Origin of the sequence: Paenibacillus sp. FSL W8-0186, from assembly GCF_037969765.1 — a bacterium.
Taxonomy (GTDB): domain Bacteria; phylum Bacillota; class Bacilli; order Paenibacillales; family Paenibacillaceae; genus Fontibacillus; species Fontibacillus woosongensis.
In genome coordinates this window covers 4967501-4992525 of the sequence record NZ_CP150207.1, presented here as the reverse complement: position 1 = coordinate 4992525, position 25025 = coordinate 4967501, and the positions used below count along the sequence as shown (strand labels likewise).

Sequence of the window (25025 nt, the reverse complement as noted above, 5' to 3'; positions counted from 1 at the left end):
TAAATGGCCAGTTCAATACTTTTAAAACAGTTATACTGAAAGGAAGATTTTTTTTGTGAAAATCTCTGTAGTTACAACTATGTATAATTCGTCTATTTATCTTCAAGAGTTTTACAGCAGAATAAAGAGAAGCATAGAGGAATTAGAATTTTCATATGAAATAATTATGGTTAGTGACGGGTCTCCTGACAATTCGTTGGAAGTAGCCAAAAATATTCAAAAACAGGATTCTCATGTAATGGTTATAGAATTATCAAAAAATTTCGGTCATCATAAAGCTATTTTAACCGGATTATCATTTGCTACTGGGGATTTAGTTTTTCTAATAGATTGTGATTTAGAAGAAGAACCTGAACTACTAGGTCAATTTTATTCAATATGGGAAAATAATGAAAGAAAATATGATGTTATTTTTGGTGTCCAAGAAAACAGAAGCGGTACTTTTTATAAAAGAATCGCAGGCTCGTTATTTTATAAGTTATTTAATTATTTATCAGATGTACATATATCTGAAAATATATGCACTGTACGATTAATGACAAAAGGGTATGTTGATAGTTTACTAAGATTTAAGGATAAAAATGTTTTTTTGGCGGCGTTATTTGAAAAGACAGGTTTTGAGCAAATGCCTGTAATTATTAATAAAACTTATAAAGGAAGCTCGTCATATAATTTATTTAAAAAAATTGCTTTAATGACTGAAGCAATAACTTCTTTTAGTAGTAAGCCTCTTAGTTTAATTATGATTACCGGGCTAACCTTTTCTTCGGTTTCATTTGTGTATGCAATATATCTCATTTTCCGAAAAGTACTAAATTCATCAGTTATAGGTGGATGGACAAGTCTGATGGTTTCGGTATGGTTTCTAAGTGGGCTCATTTTGTTTTCTTTGGGAACATTAGGTATTTATATTACAAAAATTTATAATGAAACAAAGGATCGGCCAATTACCATTGTAAAAGCAATTTATGGTCTTCAGAATGGGGAAAAGCTGAATGAGTAAAGTTATTATCTATGGATCACAACAGTTTGCACATTATGTAAAAGAGATCGTTCTGGAATGTGGACATCATTTTATAGGATACATTGACGACTACAATCAAGGAGATTATGTATTAGGCTCTTTTGATGAGGTTATGAAGAACTATAGTGCAGTTGAATATAAAATTGTTATTGCAATTGGTTATAATAATCTTGCTGCAAGATGGAAGGTATACAATAGAGTTGTAAATGAAGGATATGAAGTAATTTCTCTTATCCATCCCGGAGCATATGTCCATAAAACTGCAAAGGTAGGAAGAGGAACAATAATTTCTGTTGGATCTATCATAGATTATAATGTAGTCATTGGAGAAGCAACTTTTATTTGGCCGAGCGTTACTGTAAATCATGATTGTCGGATAGGATCAAATTGTTACTTATCACCCCAAGTCAATATTTGTGGTTTTGTTGAAGTTGGGGATAATTGCTTTCTGGGAGCTTCATCCGTAATAATTAACGGAAATAACGTGAAAGAAAACTCTTTTATTAAAGCGGGTACAATATATCATAGAAAAGAGAGTAAAAATGAGTAGAGTTGCAGTGCTTCAGTCCAACTATATACCATGGAAAGGTTACTTTGACATCATTCAAGACGTAGATCAGTTTATATTTTATGATGATGTTCAATACACTAAGAACGATTGGAGAAATAGGAATAAAGTAAAAACGTCGAGCGGATCTCAATGGTTGACGATACCAGTAAATGCTGCAAGTGATATGTTAATATGTGATGTTGTTCTACCGAATAATAATTGGGCTGTAAAGCATTTTAAAACACTTGAAGCACTATATTCTAAAGCTCCTTACTTTAAAAATTTCAAGCCTTTTTTAGAATACGTCTACTTAGAACGAAAATGGGTACATCTTTCTGAGCTCAATCAATATTTGATTAAATATATTTCTAAAAATTATCTTGGCATCTCTACAGGTTTTTTGAATTCTCGAGAAATTAAAAGTGAAGGTAAAAAATTGGATAGATTGTTAAGCATATTAAAGGAAGTTAATGCGAAAACATACATATCTGGTCCTGCTGCTAGAGAATACATTATCGAAGATCGGTTCGAAAATGAGGGAATCAGGTTAGTGTATAAGGATTATAATAACTATCCTAAGTATGCTCAATTCCATCCTCCTTTTGATGATTATGTAACAATATTTGATTTGTTATTTCATACAGGTTCGGATGCCCCATATTATATTTGGGGGTGGAGAAATAATGAGAATGCGTGTGAATTTTGATTATTTTTATTTGGTCTTAAGTATTCTATTCCAATCAATCTCATCTATACTGATGAAGTTTGCTTCTATGAATTTGACGAGTGGTAATATATTTTTATTAATTAGTAATGTATATTACTTGGCTGCATTAGTTTGTCTTGTATTGCAGGCTGTTTTCTGGCAATTGACACTTAAGAAAGTAGAACTTTCAATTGCCTATCCACTGACTGCTCTGAACACTGTGTTTATACTTACTTTCAGTTATATTATTTTTAAGGAACAAATTTCTTTTTATAATATTCTTGGGGTGATTATAATTATGATAGGGGTTGCTATACAAAACTTAAAGTGGGCATCTAAATGAGTGCTCTTGTAATTTTGATACTGGTACTAATTAATAGTTTTGCTCAAATTCTCTTAAAAATTGGAGCGACAGCTCCTACTAGAACCATTCTTTTTACTAGAATCAGTATTCAAACCGCCAGTGGTTACTTGCTTTTTATGATATCTACTATTTTGTCGGTGTATTTAATGCAACTTATTAATTTTAAAAGTTTAACCATAGTAGTGGCTTTAAATTATGTTGTTGCTTTTATACTCTCCATTCTTATATTAAAAGAAACTTATACAAAACAGAAGCTTATATCAACACTATTTATAATAGTAGGAGTAATTGTTTTTAATATATGAAGACCGTCGTCTTGCTGCATATAGGAAGGAATTTCTAAGGAAACTCAGTTGTTGCTACTTATTGTTTTAAAATACTGAGATTACCGAATATGTGATTATTCATAGTGTTCTCATTTAACGGTATTCCTGCCTACTCTATTACGGTAGGATGCCGGCAGTAGTCATAAAGGAGAGAATTTGACAATGATTCTATTTAATGTCCCCACTACAACAGGTAATGAATCGATATATATAAATGAGGCTATTAAAGAGGGGCATCTCTCGGGAGATGGAAAATTCACAAAATTATGCAACGGCTGGTTTGAAGATAAATTCGATGTTCAAAAATCCTTGTTAACAACATCCTGTACTCACGCACTAGAAATGTCAGCAATTTTAGCTGATATTAAGGAAGGCGATGAGGTTATTATGCCCTCTTATACATTCGTCTCTACCGCTAATGCCTTTGTATTGAGGGGAGCAAGAATTGTATTTGTGGATATTCGGCCTGATACAATGAATATTGATGAATCATTAATTGAAGAGGCGATAACTTCAAAAACCAAGGCAATCGTACCGGTACACTATGCTGGTGTTGCATGCGATATGGATAAAATCCTTGAGATAGCGAACAAGCATAACATAGTTGTCATTGAGGATGCTGCTCAAGGTGTCATGAGTCAATATAAGGGGCGCTATCTAGGAACGATAGGCCATATAGGTTGTTATAGTTTTCATGAAACTAAAAATTATAATTCTGGAGAAGGTGGAGCTATACTAGTAAATCATGAAAGTTATGTTGAAAGGGCTGAAATAATTCGCGAGAAAGGGACGAATAGATCAAGATTTTTTAGAGGACAGGTAGATAAGTATACATGGGTTGACCTTGGCTCGTCTTACTTACCTAGTGAAATCAATGCAGCTTTTCTATACGCTCAGTTGGAGCAAGCGGAGGAAATTAACAATAATCGTATGCAAAGTTGGAATAGGTACCACATTGGTTTGGCCGACTTAGAAAAGAGAGGGTATGTTCAACTACCAACTATTCCAAATGAGTGTTCCCATAACGCTCATATGTATTATTTGAAGTGCCGTTCTCTAGACGAAAGAACGAGATTAATACAGTTTCTAAAAGAACGAGGAGTTCAATCAGTTTTTCACTATATTCCTTTGCATTCTTCTAATGCCGGAAAACAATTTGGTAGGTTCAACGGTAAAGATAATTATACTACCATTGAGAGTGAAAAACTATTAAGGCTTCCTTTATATTATAATTTTGCTAATGATGATCTTGATAAGGTTGTAGATAGTATATATAAATTCTACATTTAAATAACCTAAAGGAAGTGACTTCAAATGAAAGGCATAATTCTAGCAGGCGGTACAGGCTCCCGCTTATATCCATTAACTAAAGTAACGAACAAACACCTTTTACCTGTAGGTAAATACCCTATGATTTTTCATGCGGTACATAAATTAAAACAAGCAGAAATCACTGATATCTTGATTGTTACCGGTAAAGACCATATGGGCGACGTCGTTAACTTGCTCGGAAGCGGTCATGAGATGGGCGTCACATTCACTTACAAGGTTCAAGACGAAGCTGGGGGGATTGCCCAAGCGCTTGATTTGGCTGAACAATTTGTTGGTGATGATCAAATGGTGGTTATTTTGGGCGATAACGTGTTTGCAGATGATATTTCACCATTTGTAGCTAATTTCCGGCAGCAGCAGGCCGGTGCAAAAATTCTGATTCAGCAGGTATCTGATCCAACCCGATTCGGTGTCCCTGAATTGGACGGCGATCGAATCATATCAATTGAGGAGAAGCCTAAGCAACCTAAATCGAATTACGCCGTTACCGGCATATATATGTTTGATCATAAGGTATTTGATATAATTAAGACGCTGAAGCCATCTGCTCGAGGCGAATTGGAAATCACAGACGTCAATAATGCATATATTGAACGAGGCGAGCTTACTTTTGACACTTTGCAAGGCTGGTGGACAGATGCTGGAACCCATGCATCCTTAGCCCGGGCCCATGATTTGGCGCAAGATATCGTGTTTGGCGAAGAGTTTGGTAAACTTAAGTTGTAGTAAATATAAGGAGGAGAGTCATCCATGAAATTAACTCCTTTAAGGTTAGAAGGCGCCAGCCTGCTAGAACCGGTGGTACATGGCGATCACCGGGGTTTTTTTATGGAGAGTTACAATGAACAGGTTATGAAGCAGCTTGGAGTCAATCATCAATTCATCCAAGATAACCAATCGCTATCTGCAGAGCCTGGTGTTTTGCGCGGACTGCATTACCAGTTGAACCCTAAAGCACAAACCAAGCTGATCCGGGTGCTCACGGGGGCAATCTATGATGTAATTCTGGATATTCGTCGCAGCTCCCCTACTTTTGGACAATGGATCGGAGTCATACTCAGCGAGCATAATAAGCGTCAACTTTTAGTACCTAAAGGATTTGCCCATGGATTCTGTACCTTGGTGCCAAATACGCAAGTCTTTTATAAAGTGGACGAATATTATTCCCCGGAACATGACCGCGGCATATTATGGAATGATCCGGCTTTGAACATTGACTGGCCGGTTGGCGAACCATTGCTATCCGGTAAAGATCGGAATCACCCGACATTTGCGGATGCAGAAATGAACTTTGACTAGGAGGTCTCAATTCATGAAATTGCTGGTTACAGGTGGTGCCGGATTTATCGGCAGCAATTTTGTGCTATATATGCTACAGCAGTACCCGGAGTATGAAATTATAAATGTGGACTCTCTGACGTACGCAGGTAATTTGGAAAATTTAAAATCGGTGGAGAATAATCCGAAGCATACGTTTGTTAAGGCCGACATTACGGACGCTAAGGCCATGGATGAGCTCGTAAGTCAAGGTGTTGATGTCATCGTGAATTTTGCAGCTGAATCCCACGTGGACCGGAGCATCCTGGAGCCGGACGTTTTCGTGAAGACGAATGTGCTGGGTACCCAAGTGTTGTTGGATGCCGCCCGTAAGTATGAGATTACAAAGTTTGTTCAAGTCTCTACAGATGAAGTGTACGGTACCCTCGGAGATACGGGGTTTTTCACGGAGAAGACGCCGCTTGAACCTAATAGTCCGTACTCCTCAAGTAAAGCAGGAGGAGATTTACTAGTCCGTGCTTATCACGAGACTTTTGGTCTTCCTGTAAATATTACGCGCTGCTCCAACAACTACGGCCCATATCAATTCCCGGAGAAGCTGATCCCCCTTATGATCTCTAAAGCTTTGGCCGATGAGTCGCTTCCAATCTATGGTGATGGCTTGAATGTTCGGGATTGGTTATACGTTGAAGATCACTGCAGCGCAATTGATCTTGTGATTCATAAAGGGAAAAATGGCGAAGTATATAACGTTGGTGGTCATAATGAGCGAACCAATATACAAATTGTTAAAACTATTTTAGAACAATTGGGCAAGCCGGAGTCACTAATGACTTTCGTAAAAGATCGCCCAGGCCATGACCGCCGTTATGGCATTGATCCAACTAAGATTATGAGTGAGCTTGGTTGGAAGCCGAAACATAACTTTGAGACAGGAATTAAAGAGACGATTGCGTGGTACTTACAGAATAAAGAGTGGTGGACTCGCATCCAATCCGGGGCATACCAGGAGTATTATGCCAAGCAGTATGGCGAGCGCCTCGGTGAGCGTGCATGAGAGTTCTTGTAACCGGGGCTGGCGGACAGCTAGGGCAGGACGTTCTTCGTGTATTTCAAAATGCTGGCCATATCGTGCTGCCTTGTGGCCGAGAGACATTGGATATAACTGACTACGAGAATTGCTTGGAGCGTACAGAAGCATTCAAGCCGGACGTTGTCATACATTGTGCAGCGTATACAGCGGTAGATCAAGCCGAGAGCGATGTGGATACAGCGTATGCTGTTAATGCCTCCGGCACTAGAAATATGGTGCTGGCAGCTCAAAGCGTAGGCGCGAAATTCTGCTATATCAGCACGGATTATGTGTTTGACGGGACCGCGAAGGCTCCTTACCACGAATATGACAACACGAACCCGCAGAGTATTTACGGCAAATCGAAGCGGGCTGGTGAGGTATTGGTACAGAGCTTATCGTCCGCTTTTTTTATCGTGCGAACCTCTTGGGTATACGGGCTGCATGGACATAATTTTGTGAAAACCATGCTGAAATTAGGTGCGGAGAAACCTGAGTTGAAGGTGGTTAATGATCAGAAGGGATCCCCGACCTATACCGTTGATTTGGCGCAGTTTTTGCTCGAGCTTACCCAGACGGAGAAGTACGGAATTTATCATGCTTCTAACACAGGGGAATGCACTTGGTTTGAATTTGCCAAGGCGATTTTTGATGAGGCGGAGCGTATTTTTAGAGAAGACTACCCTGTACGGGTAGAGCCTTGTACTACAGAGGAATTTCCTCGCCCGGCTCCGCGGCCCAGCAACTCGGTGATGGAACATTTGGCCATTCGAACAAATGGACTTAAGGATCTTCGCCCTTGGCGGGAAGGACTGCAGGCTTTTTTGCGAGAGCTTGGCGAGAGCGACGAGGCCAAATCATATAGCACCCGTTAGTCCGGTTTGTTATAATTAAATCACAAGCACAACTCTAATCCCTCCGGGATCAATCGTACAGAGCACTGAGAGTCTAGCGGTGCTCTTTTCTTATCTTATGATTATCATAGAAAAGGATCTAGCCTATGTCACCTACCGTTAGCGTACATATCGTAACTTATAACAGTGCAGATGATATTAAGGAATGCCTTGAAGCTGTCATGCAGCAAACCTATGGAATCCATCAGGTGGTTATTATCGACAATGCTTCTTCAGATGGCACGGTGGATTGCGTCAGATCATTTATAAAACGTGTCCAAAATGCTGGCTATATTATCGCCGGCAAGACAAACACTGAAATTCTGCTAGTTCCGAATCCCGAGAATACCGGATTTGCCCCGGCTCATAATCAGGCGATCCAGCTTACGGATACCGACTACGTGTTGGTGTTGAATCCGGATGTGCAGCTTCGGCCGAATTATGTCGAACGACTAGTTGAATACATGGAGCAGCATCCCGATGTTGGCAGTGCTACAGGGCTGCTTCTTCTGAAGTCCGCTCCTGATACTGTCGACAGTTCCGGCATCGTGATGAACGGGATATGGCGTGCCTTCGACCGGGGGGCTGGAGAACCCGCTTTAAAGTGGCGTGAGTCAGGTGAAGTGTTTGGTGTATCGGGAGCGGCTGCCTTATATGCTCGAACGATGATCAAGGACATTTCGATTCAGGATGAATTTTTTGATGCGGACTTTTTTGCTTATAAAGAGGACGTGGACGTCGCTTGGCGGGCTAGGCAGCTTGGCTGGAAGGCCTATTATTGCGCTGAGGCGGTCGGGTTGCATGAACGGGGCTGGAAAAAAGGCAGCCGCAGGCAGCAGTCTATTTTCATTCGCAGAATGTCCTATATAAACCGCTATAAAATGCTTTACAAGAATCTGCGCGGGAGCAGTTGGCTGCGTCAGCTCCCTAAACTGCTAGCCTATGAGCTGCTGACTCACGGGTATATTTTACTAAGGGAACCGAGGGTGTTAAGCGCATGGAAGAGTTTTTGGGAGCAGTTGCCCGTACTCAGGCAGAAACGGCAGGCGATTCGCAATATAATTCAAAATAAAGACAGGCTCTAAACCACCTGCGAACTCATCTTAGGATGAGTTCTTTTTTCAACTTTTGAAATATATTGGTTAAGATGAAAAATGATTACTTTTGTGGTCTGTTAGTCCTATGAGAATATTAAAATTTTATATTCAACTAAGTCTTTAGTATGTATAATAAGATAAACGCCTATAAGGTTAGGCGTAGTTTTGTTTATCAATCACAGGGGAGGAAGGAAGATTTGAAACAGCTTAGAAGAAAAAGCAACAAATTCCTGAGCCTGGTTCTCGGACTTTCATTGCTGGTTTCATCCGCAGTGGGATCGTTTGCTGCACCAGCACAGGCAAGCGCCGAGTCAGCAGCCAAGGCGAACAGCCTTCAGCAGCATTGGGCAGGAACAGTCCTGAAAGAATGGCAGGACAAAGGATACATAAAGGGAGATGAGCAGGGCAATCTGCAGCCGGATGGGAAAGTAACCCGGGCTCAACTGGCGGCATTGATCAACCGTTCATTTCAGCTGGAAGAGTCCAAGACGGTCTCTTACAGCGATGTTAAGGCAGAGGCTTGGTACTACAAGGATGTAGCCAAGGCAGCGGCCAAAGGTTACATGAAAGGTTATGAGGACGGAACCTTTAAGCCAAATGCCAACGTTAGCCGTCAAGAGCTGGCGGTTATTTTAACGTCATTGCTGGGGCTTAAGCCTTCCGACGCTTCCAATTCCTTCAAGGATACGGCGAACAGTCCGGCTTGGAGCAAAGGGGCGATCGGTGCTGTAGCGAACAGCGGACTTATGAAGGGGAATGACGGGAATTTCACCCCCCTCGCATCGGCAACCCGTGCAGAAGTTGTAAGTGTGCTGGATCGTGCACTGAAGCAATCGTCCAGTCAAGCTATCGTAACCTACAATAAGGCGGGAAGCTATGGACCAAGCACTGGATCCGAGACCATCAAGGGCTCAGTACATATTACGACAGCAGATGTAACTCTGAATAATTTGATCATTGAAGGCGATCTGCTGCTTGGAGAGGGTATCGGAGAAGGGGATGTTACCCTGGACAATGTTACCGTAAAAGGATCCACAATCGTCGAGGGCGGCGGCAAGAATAGTATTCATGTCGTAGATTCCGTGCTAATTACGGTCATTGTCAATAAAAAAGACGGAAGCGTTCGTATTGTGGCTGAAGGCAACAGCGTAGTGTCTCAGGTTACTCTGCAGTCGGGCGCAATACTCGAAGAAGCGGGATTGAGCGGCTCGGGATTCCGGGATCTGATCCTCTCGGAGCAAATTCCGGCGGGAGCAGAAGTATCTCTCGCAGGTCAATTCGAGACAGTTGACGTGGTGGCGACTTCACTGCACATCAACTTGACCTCGGGCTCCATCGGTGAGCTGGCCATCGGCGATCAAGCGGCGGGCAACAACATCCAAATCGGTGCTTCGGCGCTCATTTCCTCGCTGATCCTGAACGCAGCGACGAATGTGGGCGGACAAGGCTCGATCGGGCATGCTACAATTAATGCTCCCGGTTCAACCCTGGCACAGCGTCCGGGAATCATAAGCTACAATAACAATAGCTCCGCTAACATTGGCGGACAGTTATCCTCAGGCAGCACAGGGAATTCAAGTGGATCCGGTTCAGGTAACAGCGGCAATAACGGCGGCGGTTCGACTCAGCCTGAGCGCAATCATCTCATCGTAACGAACGGTAAAGTAAGCTTGAAGTTCATTAGTACAGTCTCTGGCCTGGAGCTTGCGGATTTGAATGTCGCTGCGACGGTTGCGGGAGATGCTGTCAGCTTGGAGAATGTTGCTTTTGATGGCTTGGCTAACGAGCTCTCCTTTGATCCTCTATCGTTGGCAGAGCATTATGGCAAGCAATTGGTTGTAGAGGTAACTCCTGAAGAAGGAGTAACTAAATTTAGCGGGACATTAAGCGGAAGCGTGCGTCTTGAAGGCTTCGCCGGTACAATTGTTGATGTAGACGATCAACCGGTGGCAGACATGACGATTAAATTCCGCAGAGGTCTTGCCAATACAAACGGCGCTGTAGCTGCTACAGTAGTAACCGATCAGAACGGACGGTATTTGGTCAACCTGCCTGCCGGCGTTTATACAGGTGAGTTGAACAAAGCTGGGTTTATTAAAGGATATGTTGTTGGAGTATCGGTTACCGATACGTTCAACCAGAATGAGGATGCTACGGCAATTAAAGTGCCGGAATCTGGGGAGCTTCGCATTGTACTGACATGGGGCGAGAAGCCTCGGGATGAGGATTCCCACCTTATTGGCCCTACACCGGCTGGGGACAATTTCCACACCTGGTATGCAGATAAAGTACATCGCTTTAACGGCGAAGTGTACGCTGATTTGGATCATGATGATGTCGATTCCTATGGTCCGGAGACGACAACCATTCGTAAAAGAGTCGACGGGATTTATACATTCTACGTGCATAACTATTCCCGGAACGGCTTTGATGGCAAGGAAACTTTGCGCAAATCTACCGCGAAGGTAGAAGTTTACGATGCAACCGGCAATCCGCTGGCAACTTACCATATCCCTACGGGAGAAGGTACTGAACTCTACTGGCATGTTTTCGATATGAAAATCGAAGGCGCCAACATTGAGTTCATCGACAAAAACCTGCTTGTAGATACCGCCCCTAGCGGTTCTGTATCCGAGCCAAGCGCAGAATACGCGCTTCTGCAGCAGGAAAAGAATAAGCTGGCTTCTGTTACGACCGTAACGTACAATACGCAACCTGGTGAGGCGTTATCCTTAACGTATCCAGGCGAATCCTTGCTGGATGACACAGAGGTTAAAATACGGAGTCTGTTCCCTAGCTCTGTAACTGATGATGTCTATTTGACGAAGAGTCCGGATCTAAGCAAGGTTATACTCAGCCAGTATAACAACACTGGAGGACCGGTATTCTACAATGCGGAGGTTGAGCTGAGCAGAGGCGGCTTCACAGTTACCAGCTGGATTGATATTGAACTGCCGACGTTGGATGTTTTGCTCATTGAGGCAAAAGCCAACGCTGCAGCATTGGGCAGACCAGAGCTTGCGGGTGAAATTCAAGCTGTTGAAGATGCACTTGGGAACGGCGCTGACTTAACGGCCAAAATTGCCGCCCTGCAGTCTCTGCTGGCCGCTCTTGCAAATCTATAATAAGCAATAAAAATTCATAGCTTCAGTCAAGTTAGTTTTTAGAAGAAGCGGCTTTCATCGGTGCAAACCTATGAAAGGCCGCTTCTTTTTTCGTTTAATATAAAGTAACTCTATCTATATGTTATAATGTCGATAGATTACTATTTTTGTCAGGGGCGCGTTTTATAATGGACTTAAGCATCATCATCGTTAGTTACAATACCTGCCGCCTAACGCTCGATTGCCTGCAATCGGTGTTCGACTCCAGGACGGCTTATCAATATGAAGTTTTTGTAGTCGATAACGCTTCTTCGGACGATTCCGTAGAGGCGATTTCACGCGAGTTCCCGCAGGTGATTCTTATCGCCAATGAGGAGAATACCGGCTTCGCCAAAGCGAACAATCAGGCGATGGAGATCGCTAATGGCCGCTATGTGCTGCTGCTTAATTCGGACACGATCATTCAGCCGGAGACGCTGCAAACGATGATATCCCTCATGGATGAGCGGTCTGATCTTGGCGCAGCAGGCTGCAAAATCATTCTTCCCGACGGCTCGCTGGACAAAGCCTGCCGCCGGGGGTTCCCTACGCCATCGGCCTCGTTCTATTATGCGTTTGGCTTCTCCAGACTGTTTCCCAATACGCCGCGCTTCAATCAATACCAGTTAGGTTATCTCGATCCGGACGAGGCTTATCCGGTCGACTGCCTGATGGGGGCCTTCATGCTCGTGCGGCGAGAGGTCATTCAGCAAATCGGCGGCCTGGACGAGACCTTTTTTATGTATGGCGAGGATGTCGACTGGTGCTACCGGATCAAGGAAGCGGGCTGGGGTATTCAGTATGAGCCAGCTACATACATTGTTCACTATAAAGGAGCGAGCAGCCGCCGCAAGCCTTTTAAAATCATCTATGAATTCCACCGGGCGATGTGGGTATTCCACCGCAAGCATTATAAGCGCCATTATTCGTGGCTGACCAATGCCATCATTTACTTGGGGATCGCAGTAAAATTCATGCTGTCCTTAGCCAGCAACAAATTGAAGCCGGGCAAGCCGGCAACTCGGCCGCTGCCTGCGTCAGCCTCAACTCAGATGACCCAAGAAACCGACAGTAACATGGAGGTGAGACGATGATCCGGAAAAATCAGCATTTTCTGACCCAACTGTATATTTTGGCTGATTTCATGTTCGTCCAGCTCGCTTTTCTATTGGCTTGGTGGGTGAAGTTCGAGAGCGGCATTATTCCTTACGAGCAGCCGCTGCCTATGGAGATTTATGCATTCTGGAGCCTGGTTTACGGCGCTGTAACCATCCTCGTGGGCATCCTAATTTCCTTTTATTCGCCCAAACGCAAGAAACGGTTCGCCGATGAAGTGCTGAAGATCATTCAAGTGCATTTCACAAGCCTCGTTATCCTGCTCAGCTTGATGTTCTTCGTGAAGCAGGTCGACATTTCAAGGTACTATCTGGCGATTTATATGGGCTTTAATCTGCTGTTTATTATGCTATACCGTTATTTTCTAAAAAGATCGCTAAAACAGCTCCGCCGCAAGGGCTATAACAAGCAGTTCGTGCTCATTATCGGAGCGGGATCGCTCGGCCGCAAATTCCATGACAACTTGAAGTTGTATCCGGAGCTCGGTTACGAAATCATCGGATTTCTTGACGACTATCAGCAGTGGCATCCCAATGAAAAGGGCAAATACAGCCCAATTCTCGGAACAGTCGATCAACTCGTAGAAATTCTGGAAAGCAAGCTCGTTGATGAAGTGGTGCTGGCTCTGCCGCTGGACGCGCATTCCAAATACGCGAGAATCATCGCCGCTTGCGAGAAGGCCGGCGTACGGGCGCTGATTATCCCCGACTTTTTTGACTATTTGCCGGCAAGGCCGTATTTCGACAATTTCGCGGGCATGCCGATGATCAACGTGCGCGACATCCCGCTTGATATGGCGGGGAACCGTCTAGTGAAGCGGGCCTTTGACATCGTATTTTCCATAGCGGCTATTATTATAACCTTGCCCGTGATGCTCTTCGTCGTGATCGGAATCAAGCTAACTTCGCCGGGCCCGGTTATTTTCAAACAAGAACGAGTTGGGTTGAATCGCCGGACCTTCCAAATGTATAAGTTCCGTTCGATGAATGTGCTGCCCGAAGGGGCCGTTGACACGGGCTGGACGACGGAGAACGATCCGCGGCGGACGAAGTTCGGGGCATTTATCCGCAAGACGAGTATCGACGAGCTGCCGCAGTTCTTCAACGTGCTTGCGGGGCATATGAGCGTCGTAGGACCCCGTCCGGAGCGGCCTTACTTTGTGGAGCAGTTCCGGGAGGAAGTGCCGAAATACATGGTGAAGCACCATGTCCGCCCGGGCATTACCGGTTGGGCGCAAACGCATGGGCTGCGCGGGGACACATCGATAGAAGAGCGGATTCAGCATGATATTTTCTATATCGAGAATTGGTCGATGCTGCTGGATATCAAAATCATTCTGCGGACGATCATTCACGGCTTCGTGAACAAAAATGCTTACTAGACCAAACTTCGTGAACCAAAGGATGTTGTTAGACGATGAGAAACAAGCTGTTATATAGTCTGCTGGTCGTCTGTGCGCTAGGAATCGTGCTGCTTGCGATATGGCAGCGGCCGGCAGAGCCATCATTCACCGGCTTCAAAGCTCACCGCATCATCGCCCATGCCATGGGCGGCATTGAAGACATGACCTACACGAATACACGAGACGCTTTTATAGCCAACTACGAGAAGGGTACCCGGGTGTTTGAAGTGGACCTGCTGCTGAGCAAGGATGATCAGTTGATTGCTCGTCATGAATGGGGACAATTTTTCACGAACATGCTCCGTCAGCAGGACGGGATCAGCGAGGAGCGGTCCGGGGCTGTTTGGTCGGCAGAGGAATTCAAACAGGCCAAAGTCGACGGAAGATACGAGCCGTTATTTTGGGACGATATCGTAGAACTGCTGGCCGAATATCCGGATATCTATATTGTGACAGATACGAAGCAGATTAAGCCTGAGGAAATCGACAGTATTTTTGCCAAAATCGTTGACAGTACGAAGCGCAAGGATCCGAACCTGTTGGAGCGCATCGTGCCGCAAATCTACAACCAGCCGATGCTTGGGCAAATCAAGCAATATTATCCTTTTGATTCTGTGATCTATACGCTCTATCAATCGCAGGACAGTGACCGGCAAGTGGTCAATTTTGCTAGGAGCAACGGAATCGCAGCAGTGACCGTCTCCGAGGGGCGTGTTAACGAGCAGCTGGTTAAATCCTTGAAGCGGGCTGGAATACCGACTTATGTCCATACAATCAATGATATGAAGCTGGTGTCCGACTATAAAAAAATGGGCGTCTATGGCTTCTACAGCGATTTTCTGGCTGGGGACCAAGCGGATTCTGCCTCATGATCTGTTCCCCTTTCATGCGAACATTGACACGGTATCCTTCGTCACTTAGACTAGGAATGAAGCGGTTATATCGCGATTGAATAGACATCATGAATAATGGGAATTTAAGGTGGCGGGGCGTGTGGCAGGCCCCGTTTTTCGTGCCGATGTGGGAGGAATGGGATTGAAGCAAACGATATCGACCTGGCGACATGTGTTCAAAATAGACCCCGACCGCAATTTGGATGATGCGGCCCTGGAGGCGATCTGCCTGTCCGGTACCGACGCCGTCATGATCGGAGGCTCAAGCGGCGTTACCTATGATAATACGGTAGAGCTTCTATCGCGTGTCCGACAGTTCGAGGTTCCTTGCGTGCTGGAGGTATCCAGCCTGGAAGCGGTCGTTCCCGGCTTTGATTTATACATGATTCCGATGGTGCTGAATACGAAGCACCCCGATTGGCTGATCGGTCATCATGCGCGAGCCGCCCATAAATATAGCTATTTGATCCCTTGGGAGCAGTTGATTCCTGAGGGCTATGTCATTTTGAACCCGGATTGCACCGCGGCAGCCGTCTCCGAGGCGAATGCAGCCCTGACGGAATCCGAGGCGGCGGCATATGCGGAAATCGCCGACAAACTGCTGCATCTGCCGATTGTTTATGTGGAATATAGCGGCATGTTCGGCAATCTGGATCTGGTCTCCGCCGTCCATCGCTCATTGAGCGGTTCGCAGCTGTTCTATGGCGGTGGGATCAAGGATGCCGGCACGGCGCGGCTGGCCGCTGGGGCCTGCGATACGATCGTGGTTGGCAATGCGCTGTACAGCGATCTGGAGCAGGCGCTGTCAACGGTGGCTGCGGTTAAGCCAAGACGAGTGTAGGCAGCTGTCTATATCTGCCCGGCGTTCTGAACTGAAGGAAAGGAGTATCTCTATGCAACCTGTGAACATACAAGATGCGATAACAAAACTAAATCCCGAGCAGCGCAAAGCCGTGGTAACGACCGAGGGACCGCTGCTCATTATGGCGGGGGCAGGCAGCGGTAAGACGCGGGTGCTTACGCATCGGATCGCTTATCTTATAGCTACGCGCAAAGCTCCGCCGTGGGCCATTCTGGCGATTACGTTTACCAACAAGGCGGCCCGGGAAATGCAGGAGCGCGTTTCTCAGCTGGTAGGACAAGAAGGCAAGGACATTTGGGTTTCGACCTTCCACTCGATGTGCGTTCGGATTTTGCGTCGGGATATTGAGCGGATTGGCTTTTCTTCGAGCTTCTCTATTCTCGATTCGACCGACCAGCTGTCCGTCATTCGCAATTGCATGAAGGATCTGAATATCGATACGAAGAAGTTTGAGCCAAAGGCTGTCCAAGCGATGATTAGCACCGCCAAGAACGAACTGATCACCCCTCAGCAGTATGAGCAGAAGATAGGGGACTACTTCGAGGGCATCGTGGCCAAAGTGTATACCATGTATCAGAAACGGCTGCGCCAGAACAATTCCCTGGATTTCGACGACCTGATCATGAAGACGATCGAACTGTTCAAGGAAGTACCCGATGTGCTCGACTTCTATCAGAAGAAATTTTCCTATATTCATGTCGATGAATATCAGGATACGAACCGGGCCCAATATATGCTCTGCAAGCTGCTGGCCAACAAGCATCACCGCATCTGCGTCGTGGGTGACAGCGACCAGTCCATCTACCGCTGGCGTGGAGCAGACATTACTAACATTCTCAACTTCGAAGAGGATTATCCTGAGGCAACAACCATTTTCCTGGAGCAGAACTATCGCTCTACCTCGAATATCCTCAATGCGGCCAATGCTGTCATTGCCTTGAATACGGGCCGCAAGCCCAAGAACCTGTGGACCGACAAAGGCGACGGCGACAAAATTAAAGTATATCGCGCAAGCTCCGAGCACGACGAAGGCTACTTCGTCACCTCGGAAATTCATAATAGCATCAAAAGAGGCAGAAGCTATCGGGACCATGCTATTTTGTACCGGACAAACGCGCAGTCCCGGGTGATCGAGGAAACGCTGATCAAATCGGATATTCCTTATCAAATTGTCGGCGGGATCAAGTTCTACGACCGCAAAGAGATCAAGGACTTACTCGCTTATTTGCGGCTGCTGTCCAATCCAGATGACGATATCAGCCTGACGCGAATTATCAATGTGCCCAAAAGGGGCATCGGCGATACAACCGTTGGCAAGCTGGCGGCTGCGGCTGCGGAGCGGGGAGTATCGATTTTCCGCCTGCTCTATACAGTGGACGACCTCGGATTTTCCGGACGGACGCGGAATGCGCTCGTCGAGTTCTATGACATGCTTGCTGCGCTGCATCAAATGGTCGAATATTTATCCGTGACCGAGCTGACGGAGAAGCTGCTGGAAATGACGCAGTACCGGCTGGAGCTGCAAAATGAGAATACGATCGAATCTCGCTCCCGGTTGGAGAATATCGATGAGTTCCTCTCCGTGACGATGGAGTTTGAGAAGAATAACGAAGACAAGACGCTTGTTGCCTTCCTGACCGATTTGGCGCTGATTTCCGATATCGATACGATGAACGATGAGGAGGAGGATCAGCCTGGAGACGCGGTTATCTTGATGACTATGCATAGCGCTAAGGGACTGGAGTTCCCTGTCGTCTTCATTATCGGCATGGAGGAAGGGGTCTTCCCGCACAGCCGTGCGTTTCAAGATAATGAAGAGCTGGAAGAGGAACGCCGTCTTGCTTATGTTGGCATAACGAGAGCGGAGGAGCGTTTGTTTCTCACCTGCGCGCAGATGCGCACGCTCTTTGGCCGGACAACGGCCAATGCTCCGTCCCGGTTCCTAGAGGAGATTCCAGAGGAGCTGAAGGAGGATACCGAAATGGCCCGCGACCGCTACCGGCGGGGCGCAGGGATTGGCGGGGCATACAGCGGCCGCGGATTCGGCGCAGGAGCAGGAAGCAACTTTGGCCACCGGTCTGCCGACCGGGGAGGGACACGAACGTCTGCGCCGGCCTCGAGCGGCGTAACCGTGACCACCGGTGTTACCGGAGCCCAGACTGCGAAGAAGGCAGATCCTGCCGACTTCAATGCGGGCGATAAAGTGGCCCATGGCAAGTGGGGCATCGGGACGATTGTAGCGGTTAAGGGCACGGGGAACGATATGGAATTGCAAATTGCCTTCCCTGCGCCGACAGGAGTGAAGCGGCTGCTTGCGGGCTTCGCGCCGATCACGAAAGTGGAAGAGTAATCATATTTAGGAGGGTTGTCCGCATATGGATGCGATGCAAACGATGGAGCGGCTCGTCGAGCAATTGAATCAATACAACTATCATTACTATACCTTGGATCAGCCTCTGGTAAGCGATAAGGAATATGATGCCCTGTACGATCAGTTAACCGCGCTTGAAGCGGAGACGGGCATCGTTCTGCCCGATTCTCCGACGGGCCGGGTTGGCGGAGAGCTGCTGAAGGGCTTCGAGCCGCATCGTCATTTGGCTCCGCTGTGGAGCTTGGACAAAGCGCAAACGGAGGAGCATCTGATTAACTGGAATAATCGGGTAATCCGCCTGATCGACGATTATAACAGCAAAAATCCGGACAATCCGCTTCCGTCGCCGACTTATGTCGTCGAGCTTAAATTCGACGGGCTGACGTTGAATCTGACGTATACGGACGGAAAGCTCGTGCAGGCTTCCACGCGGGGGAATGGCGTCGTCGGCGAAGGGATTCTAGCCCAGGTGAAGACGATTAAATCGGTGCCGCTGACGATTCCTTACCGCGAAGGGACGATCGAGGTTCAGGGCGAGGGCATCATGAATTTATCCGTCCTGGCCAAATACAATGAGACCGCCGCCGAGCCGCTCAAGAATGCCCGCAATGCCGCTGCTGGAGCGCTGCGGAATTTGAATCCGCGGACGACGGCTGAACGAAAGCTGAACGCGTATTTCTACAACGTCGGCTATTCCGACAATATTCAGTTTACGGACCATCGTCAGATGATGGACTTCCTGAAGGACAATCGTTTCAAAGTCAATACGTATATCGAATATTTCGATGATTTCACCCAGGTGATGAAGGCGCTGGGGCAAATTCAAGAGCGAAGGGATTCGCTCGATTATCTGATTGACGGAGCCGTCATTAAAGTCACGGACATGAGAACTCGCGAAGTGCTCGGTTATACGGATAAATTCCCGAGATGGGCGATTGCTTATAAATTTGAAGCCGAGGAAACAACGACGATTCTGGAGTCAGTATCCTGGAACGTCGGGCGAACCGGCAAAATTACGCCGCTCGCCAGGGTCGAGCCTGTGGAGCTCGCCGGCGTGACGGTACAGAACTGTACGCTGAACAATGTCGGGGACATTGAGCGCAAGAACCTAAAGTTTGCCCTGGGAACCCGGGTGTTCATCCGCCGCTCCAATGATGTCATCCCGGAAATTCTCGGCAAAGTGACCGATGAGCAGGATGGCGGGGAAATTGTGTTCCCGGATACTTGTCCGGCCTGCGGCTTCCCGCTGGAGCAGCGGGGAGCGCATCTATTCTGCAACAACCGCTTCGATTGCAAGCCGCAAATCGTCACCCGCATCACTCACTTTGCTTCCCGGGATGCAATGGATATCGAGACGCTTAGCGACAAGACGGCCGAGCAGCTATTCGAAGAGCTGGACATTCACGAGCCGGCGGATCTGTATGAGATTACTTTCGAGCAGCTTGTTAAGCTAGAGCGCTTCGGGGAGAAGAAGGCGAATAATTTGCTGGATGCGATCAACAAGAGCAAGGGGCGGGATTTGGCTTCCTTTCTGTATGCGCTTGGCATTCCGAATACCGGCAAATCGACCACAAAGGTGCTGGCCGATCATTTCCGCGATCTGAAAGCGATCATGTCAGCAACCGAGGAAGAACTGATGCAGCTCCCGGATATCGGAGGCATTGTCGCCGAGAGTATCGTTACCTTCTTTGCCGATCCATTCATGCAGGCGGGCATTCACAAGATGCTTGAGCTTGGCGTGGAGGCTAAAGCGCCGGAGGAGCGAAGCCCTGTGAAGGACTCCTTTTTCACAGGCAAAACGGTAGTGCTGACTGGGACGCTGCACCAGCTCAGCCGCGATGAGGCGACAGAGCGTCTTGAAGCTTTGGGCGCTAAGGTAACGGGAAGTGTATCGAAGAAGACCGATCTCGTCATCGCTGGCGAGAAAGCGGGCAGCAAGCTGACCAAGGCTAAGGATCTTGGCATCCCGGTTATCGAGGATGAGAATGAGTTCGTTCGGTTATTGACCGAGTAGAACGCAGGACATCATGCTGGATTGAATTAAGAAAGTGGGAATATCCCTCAGCAAGCAGCCACTTGCTGGGGGTATTTTTTATATTTAAATATAGGCTCTAGCAGGCTTTATAAATTTTTCTCATATAAAAAGCTTCCAAAATGTAACCATGTTGCCATCAAATACGTTTATAATGGTGAACTAGAGAAAATACAAATTTTGGAGGTAAAAATGTCTATTAAAGGAATGAAGAAGGCGCTGTTCTTGATCATGTGCCTCGTGCTTGTGGCGGGATGTACTAGCAATCCCGGTTCCAAAGAGCCCGAGCAGCAAAGCTTGAGAGTAATGTTCTGGGATGAAAACTACTTTTTCCAACAATACGGCGATTTATTTACTATGCAGCACCCTAATATTGAGATCGAAGTTGTAAGCACTAATAATATCTATAGAGATATGGGTCCGGATGGGGATTATGATAAGGCTTTTAAGGATTTTATCGATAAGGAACAACCGGACGTGCTCATGGTAAGCATTGATCAGATGGAGACTTATATTTCCGAAGGCAAAATCCGTGAGCTAGATACTCTGATTGAGCGGGACAAATACAGTATCGATACGATTTACCCCGCATTGATCGAGCTTCTGAAGGAACGCGGGGATAATAAGATTTACGGTCTGACTCCGAATTTCTACGGTTCGGCGATTTTGTATAACGCGGATTTGTTTGCCAAGCATGGTGTGGAATTGCCGCGCGACGGCATGAGCTGGTACGACATTATTGAGTTGGCCAAGCAGTTTCCTACCGAGGGCGATGAGAAGACTCGAATATACGGCTTCGACAATAACTGGGGAATCAATATGACGCAGCTTGCCTCGATGATTTCCTCGTCTGAAGGAATTGAGCAGATCGATACGAATTCCATGAAGCTTACGTTGAATACCGAATCATGGAAAAAAATCTATCAGACCGCTCTTGATGCCATGAAATCCAATGTATTTTATAATCCTGGAGAAGATGGCTTCAGAGGCGGTTCGATGGAGGAGTATTATCAAAGCCAGCCGTTTCTAATGGGAAGAGCCGCAATGACGACCGGCGACACGTATGTGCTTCGCAATTTGAAGGAAGCTGCGGATGCCTTGAAGGATTACAAGCCTTTTGAAATCGGCATCGTGGCAGGACCGGCATCATCTACTGACCCGGATAAATCCAGAAACATCGGCATAAGCGAAGTATTCGCCATTTCGGCAAATTCTCCGAACGCGGATGCTGCTTGGGAATTCATCAAATTCGTTAATGGTGACCAGTTCGCCAAGATTAAGTCGAGAAGCCTGAACAATGGATTGTTGTCCCGGATGGGATATACCGACGAATATAACGGCATCAGTCTTGAGGCTTATTATAAATTGAAGCCGCTGCCGACGGATTACTCGGGAATGAGAAAAATCCCTAACGGATTTTATGAGAAATTCCAGCCTCTGCTTGATACGGAGCTGAAGGCCGTTGAAGATAACGCCAAATCCTTGGATGAAGCTTTGGCTAAGATTGAGGCCGAAGGCCAAGTCGCTTTGGATCAAGCGCTGAAGGAACAGGAAGAGAAGAAGAAAGAAGAGGAAGCCCAAGGCGGCTCCAGTGAAGGGTCTGCTGATGATTCCGCGGGAACCGCAGACTCCAGCGAAGGCTCTGACGGAGCGGAAGGCTCAGCGGAAAACAGCGCGAACGAAGGCTAACCCGAAGACTCTGACTCGAATAGGGAACTCCCTTATTTTTTAAACTCTTCGAGTGCTCTATAATTAACACAATCGAGAAGAGCGAGCAGGATTCGATGTAAGGCGAACTATCCTAGAGCTCCCGCAGATTGGGAGAGAATGAGGCTGTCACAATGAATGCTGACGGAATGATCTGGTGAACCGGGCCGCTATGGAAGAACGGATGGGTGTATATGAAACGACTATTGTACGGCATCGTTATGCTTTGCTTTATGGACTTGTTTATACAGCTGCCTGTCATGGGACCGTTCGCCAAGAGCCTTGGCGCCGGGTCATTCATTATTGGTCTTGCCGTTGGATTGTATTCGCTGACCAATATGTTCGGAAATATTGCGGCAGGCTACTGGATTGACCGCTACGGAGCACGAAATATTTTACTGCTGGGATTTGTTCTGACGGCTGTCGTTATGATGCTATATCCTCTAGTTAGTCAGCCCTGGCATTTGGTCATCGTACGTTTTGTTCATGGTTTGACTGGTGGACTCTTAGTGCCCAGCGCCTTTACTTTAATCTCGCATTTTGCTTCGACTCAGCAGCCGGGTAGAGCGATGGCTCTCTCCGGTGCGGCTGTCGGAGCGGCGGCGATTGTAGGCCCGGCTGTAGCCGGGATCACGAAGGCTAAGCTGGGCCTTCCTCCTTTATTTTGGGGGACGGCCACGCTGCTGATGCTTGGTGGTTTATTGGTGGGGGTGACGATCCCGGCGTCACAAGCGAAACGGATTACCCGGAGGCTTCAGCTCTCTCGTTCGGTGGAAGGGCTCGGGGCTATGCTTCGCAAGGGGCCGGTGCTGCAATCTTATATTGGAGCATTTTCGCTTATGTTTGCGATGGGGGCTTTAACCTATGCCTTGCCTCTGAAAGCGGATGAGCTTGGCTTCCCGGCACAAGCCTCAGGGCTGATGCTAAGCACGTTTGGCATAGTTGCGATCGTTGTATTCGTTATGCCAAGTAATCGCTGGTTTGATCGACTGTCTTCGCTCCTGCTGATGTTTTCTGGCGGGACAGTCATCATGCTGGCGCTGCTGCTGCTATCATTTTTTCATCAGCAGGCAGCCATGTTTGCTGTCATGGCTTTCTATGGGCTTGGATTTTCCTTGCTATTTCCGTCTTTGAATTCTTTACTAGTTAAGAATGTTAGCGAGGAATTCAAGGGAAGAGCATTCGGCTTGTTTTACGCGTTCTTCTCGCTTGGCGTCGTAGCAGGTTCCTCGGGAATAGGGGCTCTGACAGCGGATTATGATATTGCTCTGCGTATTGCGTCAGGATTTATATTGTTGGCAGGTAGTGTGGTTGCGCTGTTGAAATATGCGGAGTCAAGGGAAAAGAGAGAAAAACTGCTTAAATCAATGGATATTTGAATTTCATAAACCACATCTGGTTAATCCTCTTGAAGTTAGGATTAGCCTTTTTTATTTGTCATATTAAACTAATCTAATCGTAGTACTGAGAGGTTGTCATGTATAGAAAAATCCATCGGAATAGCATACAGATTGTTAGCAAATGGTTTATCCCTATATTCTTACTCTCGCTGCTGCTAGTCTCCGCTTGTGGAAAAGAGCAAGGAAACCCGGATACTAACCAGAAGACAGCGATAAAGGTCATGTATTGGGATGAGACTTCGTATTTTAACAGTTTCGGCGATTTGTTTGCGATGAAGTATCCCCATATTGAGGTTGAGGTTGTGAGCACCTGGGAGCTTCAAAAAGGTGGGGATTCGAAGCAAGCGCTAGAGAAATTTATCGAGAGAGAGCAGCCAGACGTTCTTATGTTAGATTCAAGGCAATTCGAACAGCTGTCTCCCAGCGGCAAGCTCCTAGAACTTGAGCCGCTTATTCAGCGGGATCAATATGATGTAGATTCCATTTTCCCGAATCTAGTTGAGCTATTAAAGGAAAAAGGCGAGGGGCCGGCTCTATGGTCTTACTCCTGTTTTCCAGGGGAGTGTTCTTTATTATAATGCAGATTTGTTCACCCGGTACGGCGTTGAGTTTCCGCATGATGGCATGACCTGGCAAGAGGTTATCGACACCGCTCGCCGGTTTCCTGTGGAAGGGGATGAGAATACCCGGATATATGGTTTTGGCGATCAATATCCATTATCTTGGGAAAGCTTGATCCTCACGATGAACTCCACATATGGCTTGAAGCTGCAGAATGAACAGACCGGGAAGCTGAGCATCAACACGCCCGCTTGGAAGAATATCTACCAACTTGCCTTGAAAGGCTGGGAGTCGGGGGCCATTTATACTAAGAGGGACTCCCTTTCTTTAGGGGATGGGTCGATGGAGGACTATTATAGAAGGCAGCTTTTCTTAATGGGACGAATCGCGATGGTCGTAGGCGACCAATCTCTGCTTAGCAGATTGGATGCAGCCCGTCAGAACGTTAGGGATATTGATGTGTTTGAGGTAGGAATGGTCGCAGGTCCCGTTGATCCGGCAGCTCCAGAATATACCCGTGATATTTCGCTACGAGGCATTTATTCGATTCGAGCTGATTCACCTCGTGTGGATGCAGCATGGGAATGGATCAAATTCATTAACGGTGAGGACTATGCGCGGATAAGATCGAGAACCATAAATAATGGGCTATTGTCGAGAATGGATTATTCTAAGGAGTTTCATGGACATAGCCTGGAGAAGTTTTATATGCTTAAGCCTAAGCTTGGCGATGGCATTATTATGGATGATGCGCCTCCGGGAGTAGCGAATGAATTGTTCAAGCTTTCTGAGCGGGAAATGATGTTGGTGCTGGATAAGAAAAAAACACTCGACGAGGCGCTGCAGACGATTGAGTCGGAAGGGCAGGCGGCGCTGGAACAGGCGAAGAGTGAACA

Annotated in this window: 22 protein-coding genes (1 of these 22 cut by a window edge); all 22 read left to right on the top strand. The window is 46.6% G+C overall.

Annotated features, from left to right (window positions below; all coding sequences use genetic code 11):
* The first annotated feature begins 55 nt into the window (after positions 1 to 55).
* Positions 56 to 1003, top strand: coding sequence for a glycosyltransferase family 2 protein (locus MKX50_RS22475; RefSeq protein ID WP_339157809.1), 948 nt, complete (start codon positions 56 to 58; stop codon positions 1001 to 1003).
* Entirely contained in the window at positions 996 to 1574 is a 579-nt protein-coding gene (locus MKX50_RS22470; RefSeq protein WP_339157808.1) for a hypothetical protein, read from the top strand. The genes MKX50_RS22475 and MKX50_RS22470 overlap by 8 nt, the downstream gene beginning before the upstream one ends.
* Positions 1567 to 2280 carry a WbqC family protein gene (locus tag MKX50_RS22465; RefSeq protein ID WP_339157807.1) on the top strand — a complete coding sequence of 238 codons (714 nt, stop codon included), beginning with the start codon at positions 1567 to 1569 and terminating at the stop codon, positions 2278 to 2280. The genes MKX50_RS22470 and MKX50_RS22465 overlap by 8 nt, the downstream gene beginning before the upstream one ends.
* Complete coding sequence (locus MKX50_RS22460; RefSeq protein WP_339157806.1) at positions 2258 to 2623, top strand: SMR family transporter; 366 nt, start codon at positions 2258 to 2260, stop codon at positions 2621 to 2623. Before MKX50_RS22465 ends, MKX50_RS22460 begins: the two co-directional genes overlap by 23 nt.
* Positions 2620 to 2949 (top strand): hypothetical protein, encoded by a 330-nt coding sequence (locus MKX50_RS22455; protein ID WP_339157805.1) that lies wholly within the window; start codon positions 2620 to 2622, stop codon positions 2947 to 2949. Before MKX50_RS22460 ends, MKX50_RS22455 begins: the two co-directional genes overlap by 4 nt.
* A gap of 183 nt (positions 2950 to 3132) precedes the next feature.
* Positions 3133 to 4260 (top strand): dTDP-4-amino-4,6-dideoxygalactose transaminase, encoded by a 1128-nt coding sequence (gene rffA, locus MKX50_RS22450; protein WP_339157804.1) that lies wholly within the window; start codon positions 3133 to 3135, stop codon positions 4258 to 4260.
* Between the two features lie 24 nt (positions 4261 to 4284).
* Positions 4285 to 5028 carry a sugar phosphate nucleotidyltransferase gene (locus MKX50_RS22445; protein ID WP_213593737.1) on the top strand — a complete coding sequence of 248 codons (744 nt, stop codon included), beginning with the start codon at positions 4285 to 4287 and terminating at the stop codon, positions 5026 to 5028.
* A 24-nt stretch (positions 5029 to 5052) separates the two neighbouring features.
* A complete protein-coding gene (gene rfbC, locus MKX50_RS22440; RefSeq protein WP_339157803.1) occupies positions 5053 to 5601 on the top strand; it encodes a dTDP-4-dehydrorhamnose 3,5-epimerase in 549 nt (182 codons plus the stop codon).
* Positions 5602 to 5614: 13 nt separating this feature from the next.
* Positions 5615 to 6637, top strand: a complete 1023-nt coding sequence (gene rfbB / locus MKX50_RS22435; RefSeq protein ID WP_339157802.1) for a dTDP-glucose 4,6-dehydratase — start codon at positions 5615 to 5617, stop codon at positions 6635 to 6637.
* Positions 6634 to 7527 carry a dTDP-4-dehydrorhamnose reductase gene (gene rfbD, locus MKX50_RS22430; protein WP_213593743.1) on the top strand — a complete coding sequence of 298 codons (894 nt, stop codon included), beginning with the start codon at positions 6634 to 6636 and terminating at the stop codon, positions 7525 to 7527. The genes rfbB and rfbD overlap by 4 nt, the downstream gene beginning before the upstream one ends.
* Before the next feature lie 125 nt (positions 7528 to 7652).
* Complete coding sequence (locus MKX50_RS22425; protein ID WP_213593745.1) at positions 7653 to 8630, top strand: glycosyltransferase family 2 protein; 978 nt, start codon at positions 7653 to 7655, stop codon at positions 8628 to 8630.
* 209 nt (positions 8631 to 8839) lie between these two features.
* Positions 8840 to 11767, top strand: coding sequence for an S-layer homology domain-containing protein (locus MKX50_RS22420; RefSeq protein WP_213593747.1), 2928 nt, complete (start codon positions 8840 to 8842; stop codon positions 11765 to 11767).
* Positions 11768 to 11934: 167 nt separating this feature from the next.
* Entirely contained in the window at positions 11935 to 12879 is a 945-nt protein-coding gene (locus tag MKX50_RS22415; RefSeq protein ID WP_213593749.1) for a glycosyltransferase family 2 protein, read from the top strand.
* Entirely contained in the window at positions 12876 to 14282 is a 1407-nt protein-coding gene (locus MKX50_RS22410; RefSeq protein WP_339157801.1) for an undecaprenyl-phosphate glucose phosphotransferase, read from the top strand. The genes MKX50_RS22415 and MKX50_RS22410 overlap by 4 nt, the downstream gene beginning before the upstream one ends.
* Positions 14283 to 14317: 35 nt before the next feature.
* Positions 14318 to 15175, top strand: a complete 858-nt coding sequence (locus tag MKX50_RS22405) for a phosphatidylinositol-specific phospholipase C/glycerophosphodiester phosphodiesterase family protein (RefSeq protein ID WP_155612586.1) — start codon at positions 14318 to 14320, stop codon at positions 15173 to 15175.
* A 163-nt stretch (positions 15176 to 15338) separates the two neighbouring features.
* On the top strand, positions 15339 to 16037 hold the full coding sequence (locus MKX50_RS22400) for a heptaprenylglyceryl phosphate synthase (RefSeq protein ID WP_339157800.1): 699 nt from the start codon (positions 15339 to 15341) through the stop codon (positions 16035 to 16037).
* A gap of 52 nt (positions 16038 to 16089) precedes the next feature.
* On the top strand, positions 16090 to 18408 hold the full coding sequence (gene pcrA, locus MKX50_RS22395) for a DNA helicase PcrA (RefSeq protein WP_339157799.1): 2319 nt from the start codon (positions 16090 to 16092) through the stop codon (positions 18406 to 18408).
* A gap of 25 nt (positions 18409 to 18433) precedes the next feature.
* On the top strand, positions 18434 to 20443 hold the full coding sequence (gene ligA / locus MKX50_RS22390) for an NAD-dependent DNA ligase LigA (protein ID WP_213593755.1): 2010 nt from the start codon (positions 18434 to 18436) through the stop codon (positions 20441 to 20443).
* Between the two features lie 210 nt (positions 20444 to 20653).
* Entirely contained in the window at positions 20654 to 22150 is a 1497-nt protein-coding gene (locus MKX50_RS22385; protein WP_339157798.1) for an extracellular solute-binding protein, read from the top strand.
* 212 nt (positions 22151 to 22362) lie between these two features.
* Positions 22363 to 23547, top strand: coding sequence for an MFS transporter (locus tag MKX50_RS22380; RefSeq protein WP_339157797.1), 1185 nt, complete (start codon positions 22363 to 22365; stop codon positions 23545 to 23547).
* 98 nt (positions 23548 to 23645) lie between these two features.
* On the top strand, positions 23646 to 24146 hold the full coding sequence (locus MKX50_RS22375; RefSeq protein WP_339157796.1) for a hypothetical protein: 501 nt from the start codon (positions 23646 to 23648) through the stop codon (positions 24144 to 24146).
* Between the two features lie 7 nt (positions 24147 to 24153).
* Positions 24154 to 25025: the 5' portion of a hypothetical protein gene (locus MKX50_RS22370; RefSeq protein ID WP_339157795.1), read on the top strand. The gene runs 43 nt beyond the window's last position; the window shows 872 of its 915 coding nt (coding positions 1–872); its start codon is at positions 24154 to 24156; its stop codon lies off the right edge, out of view.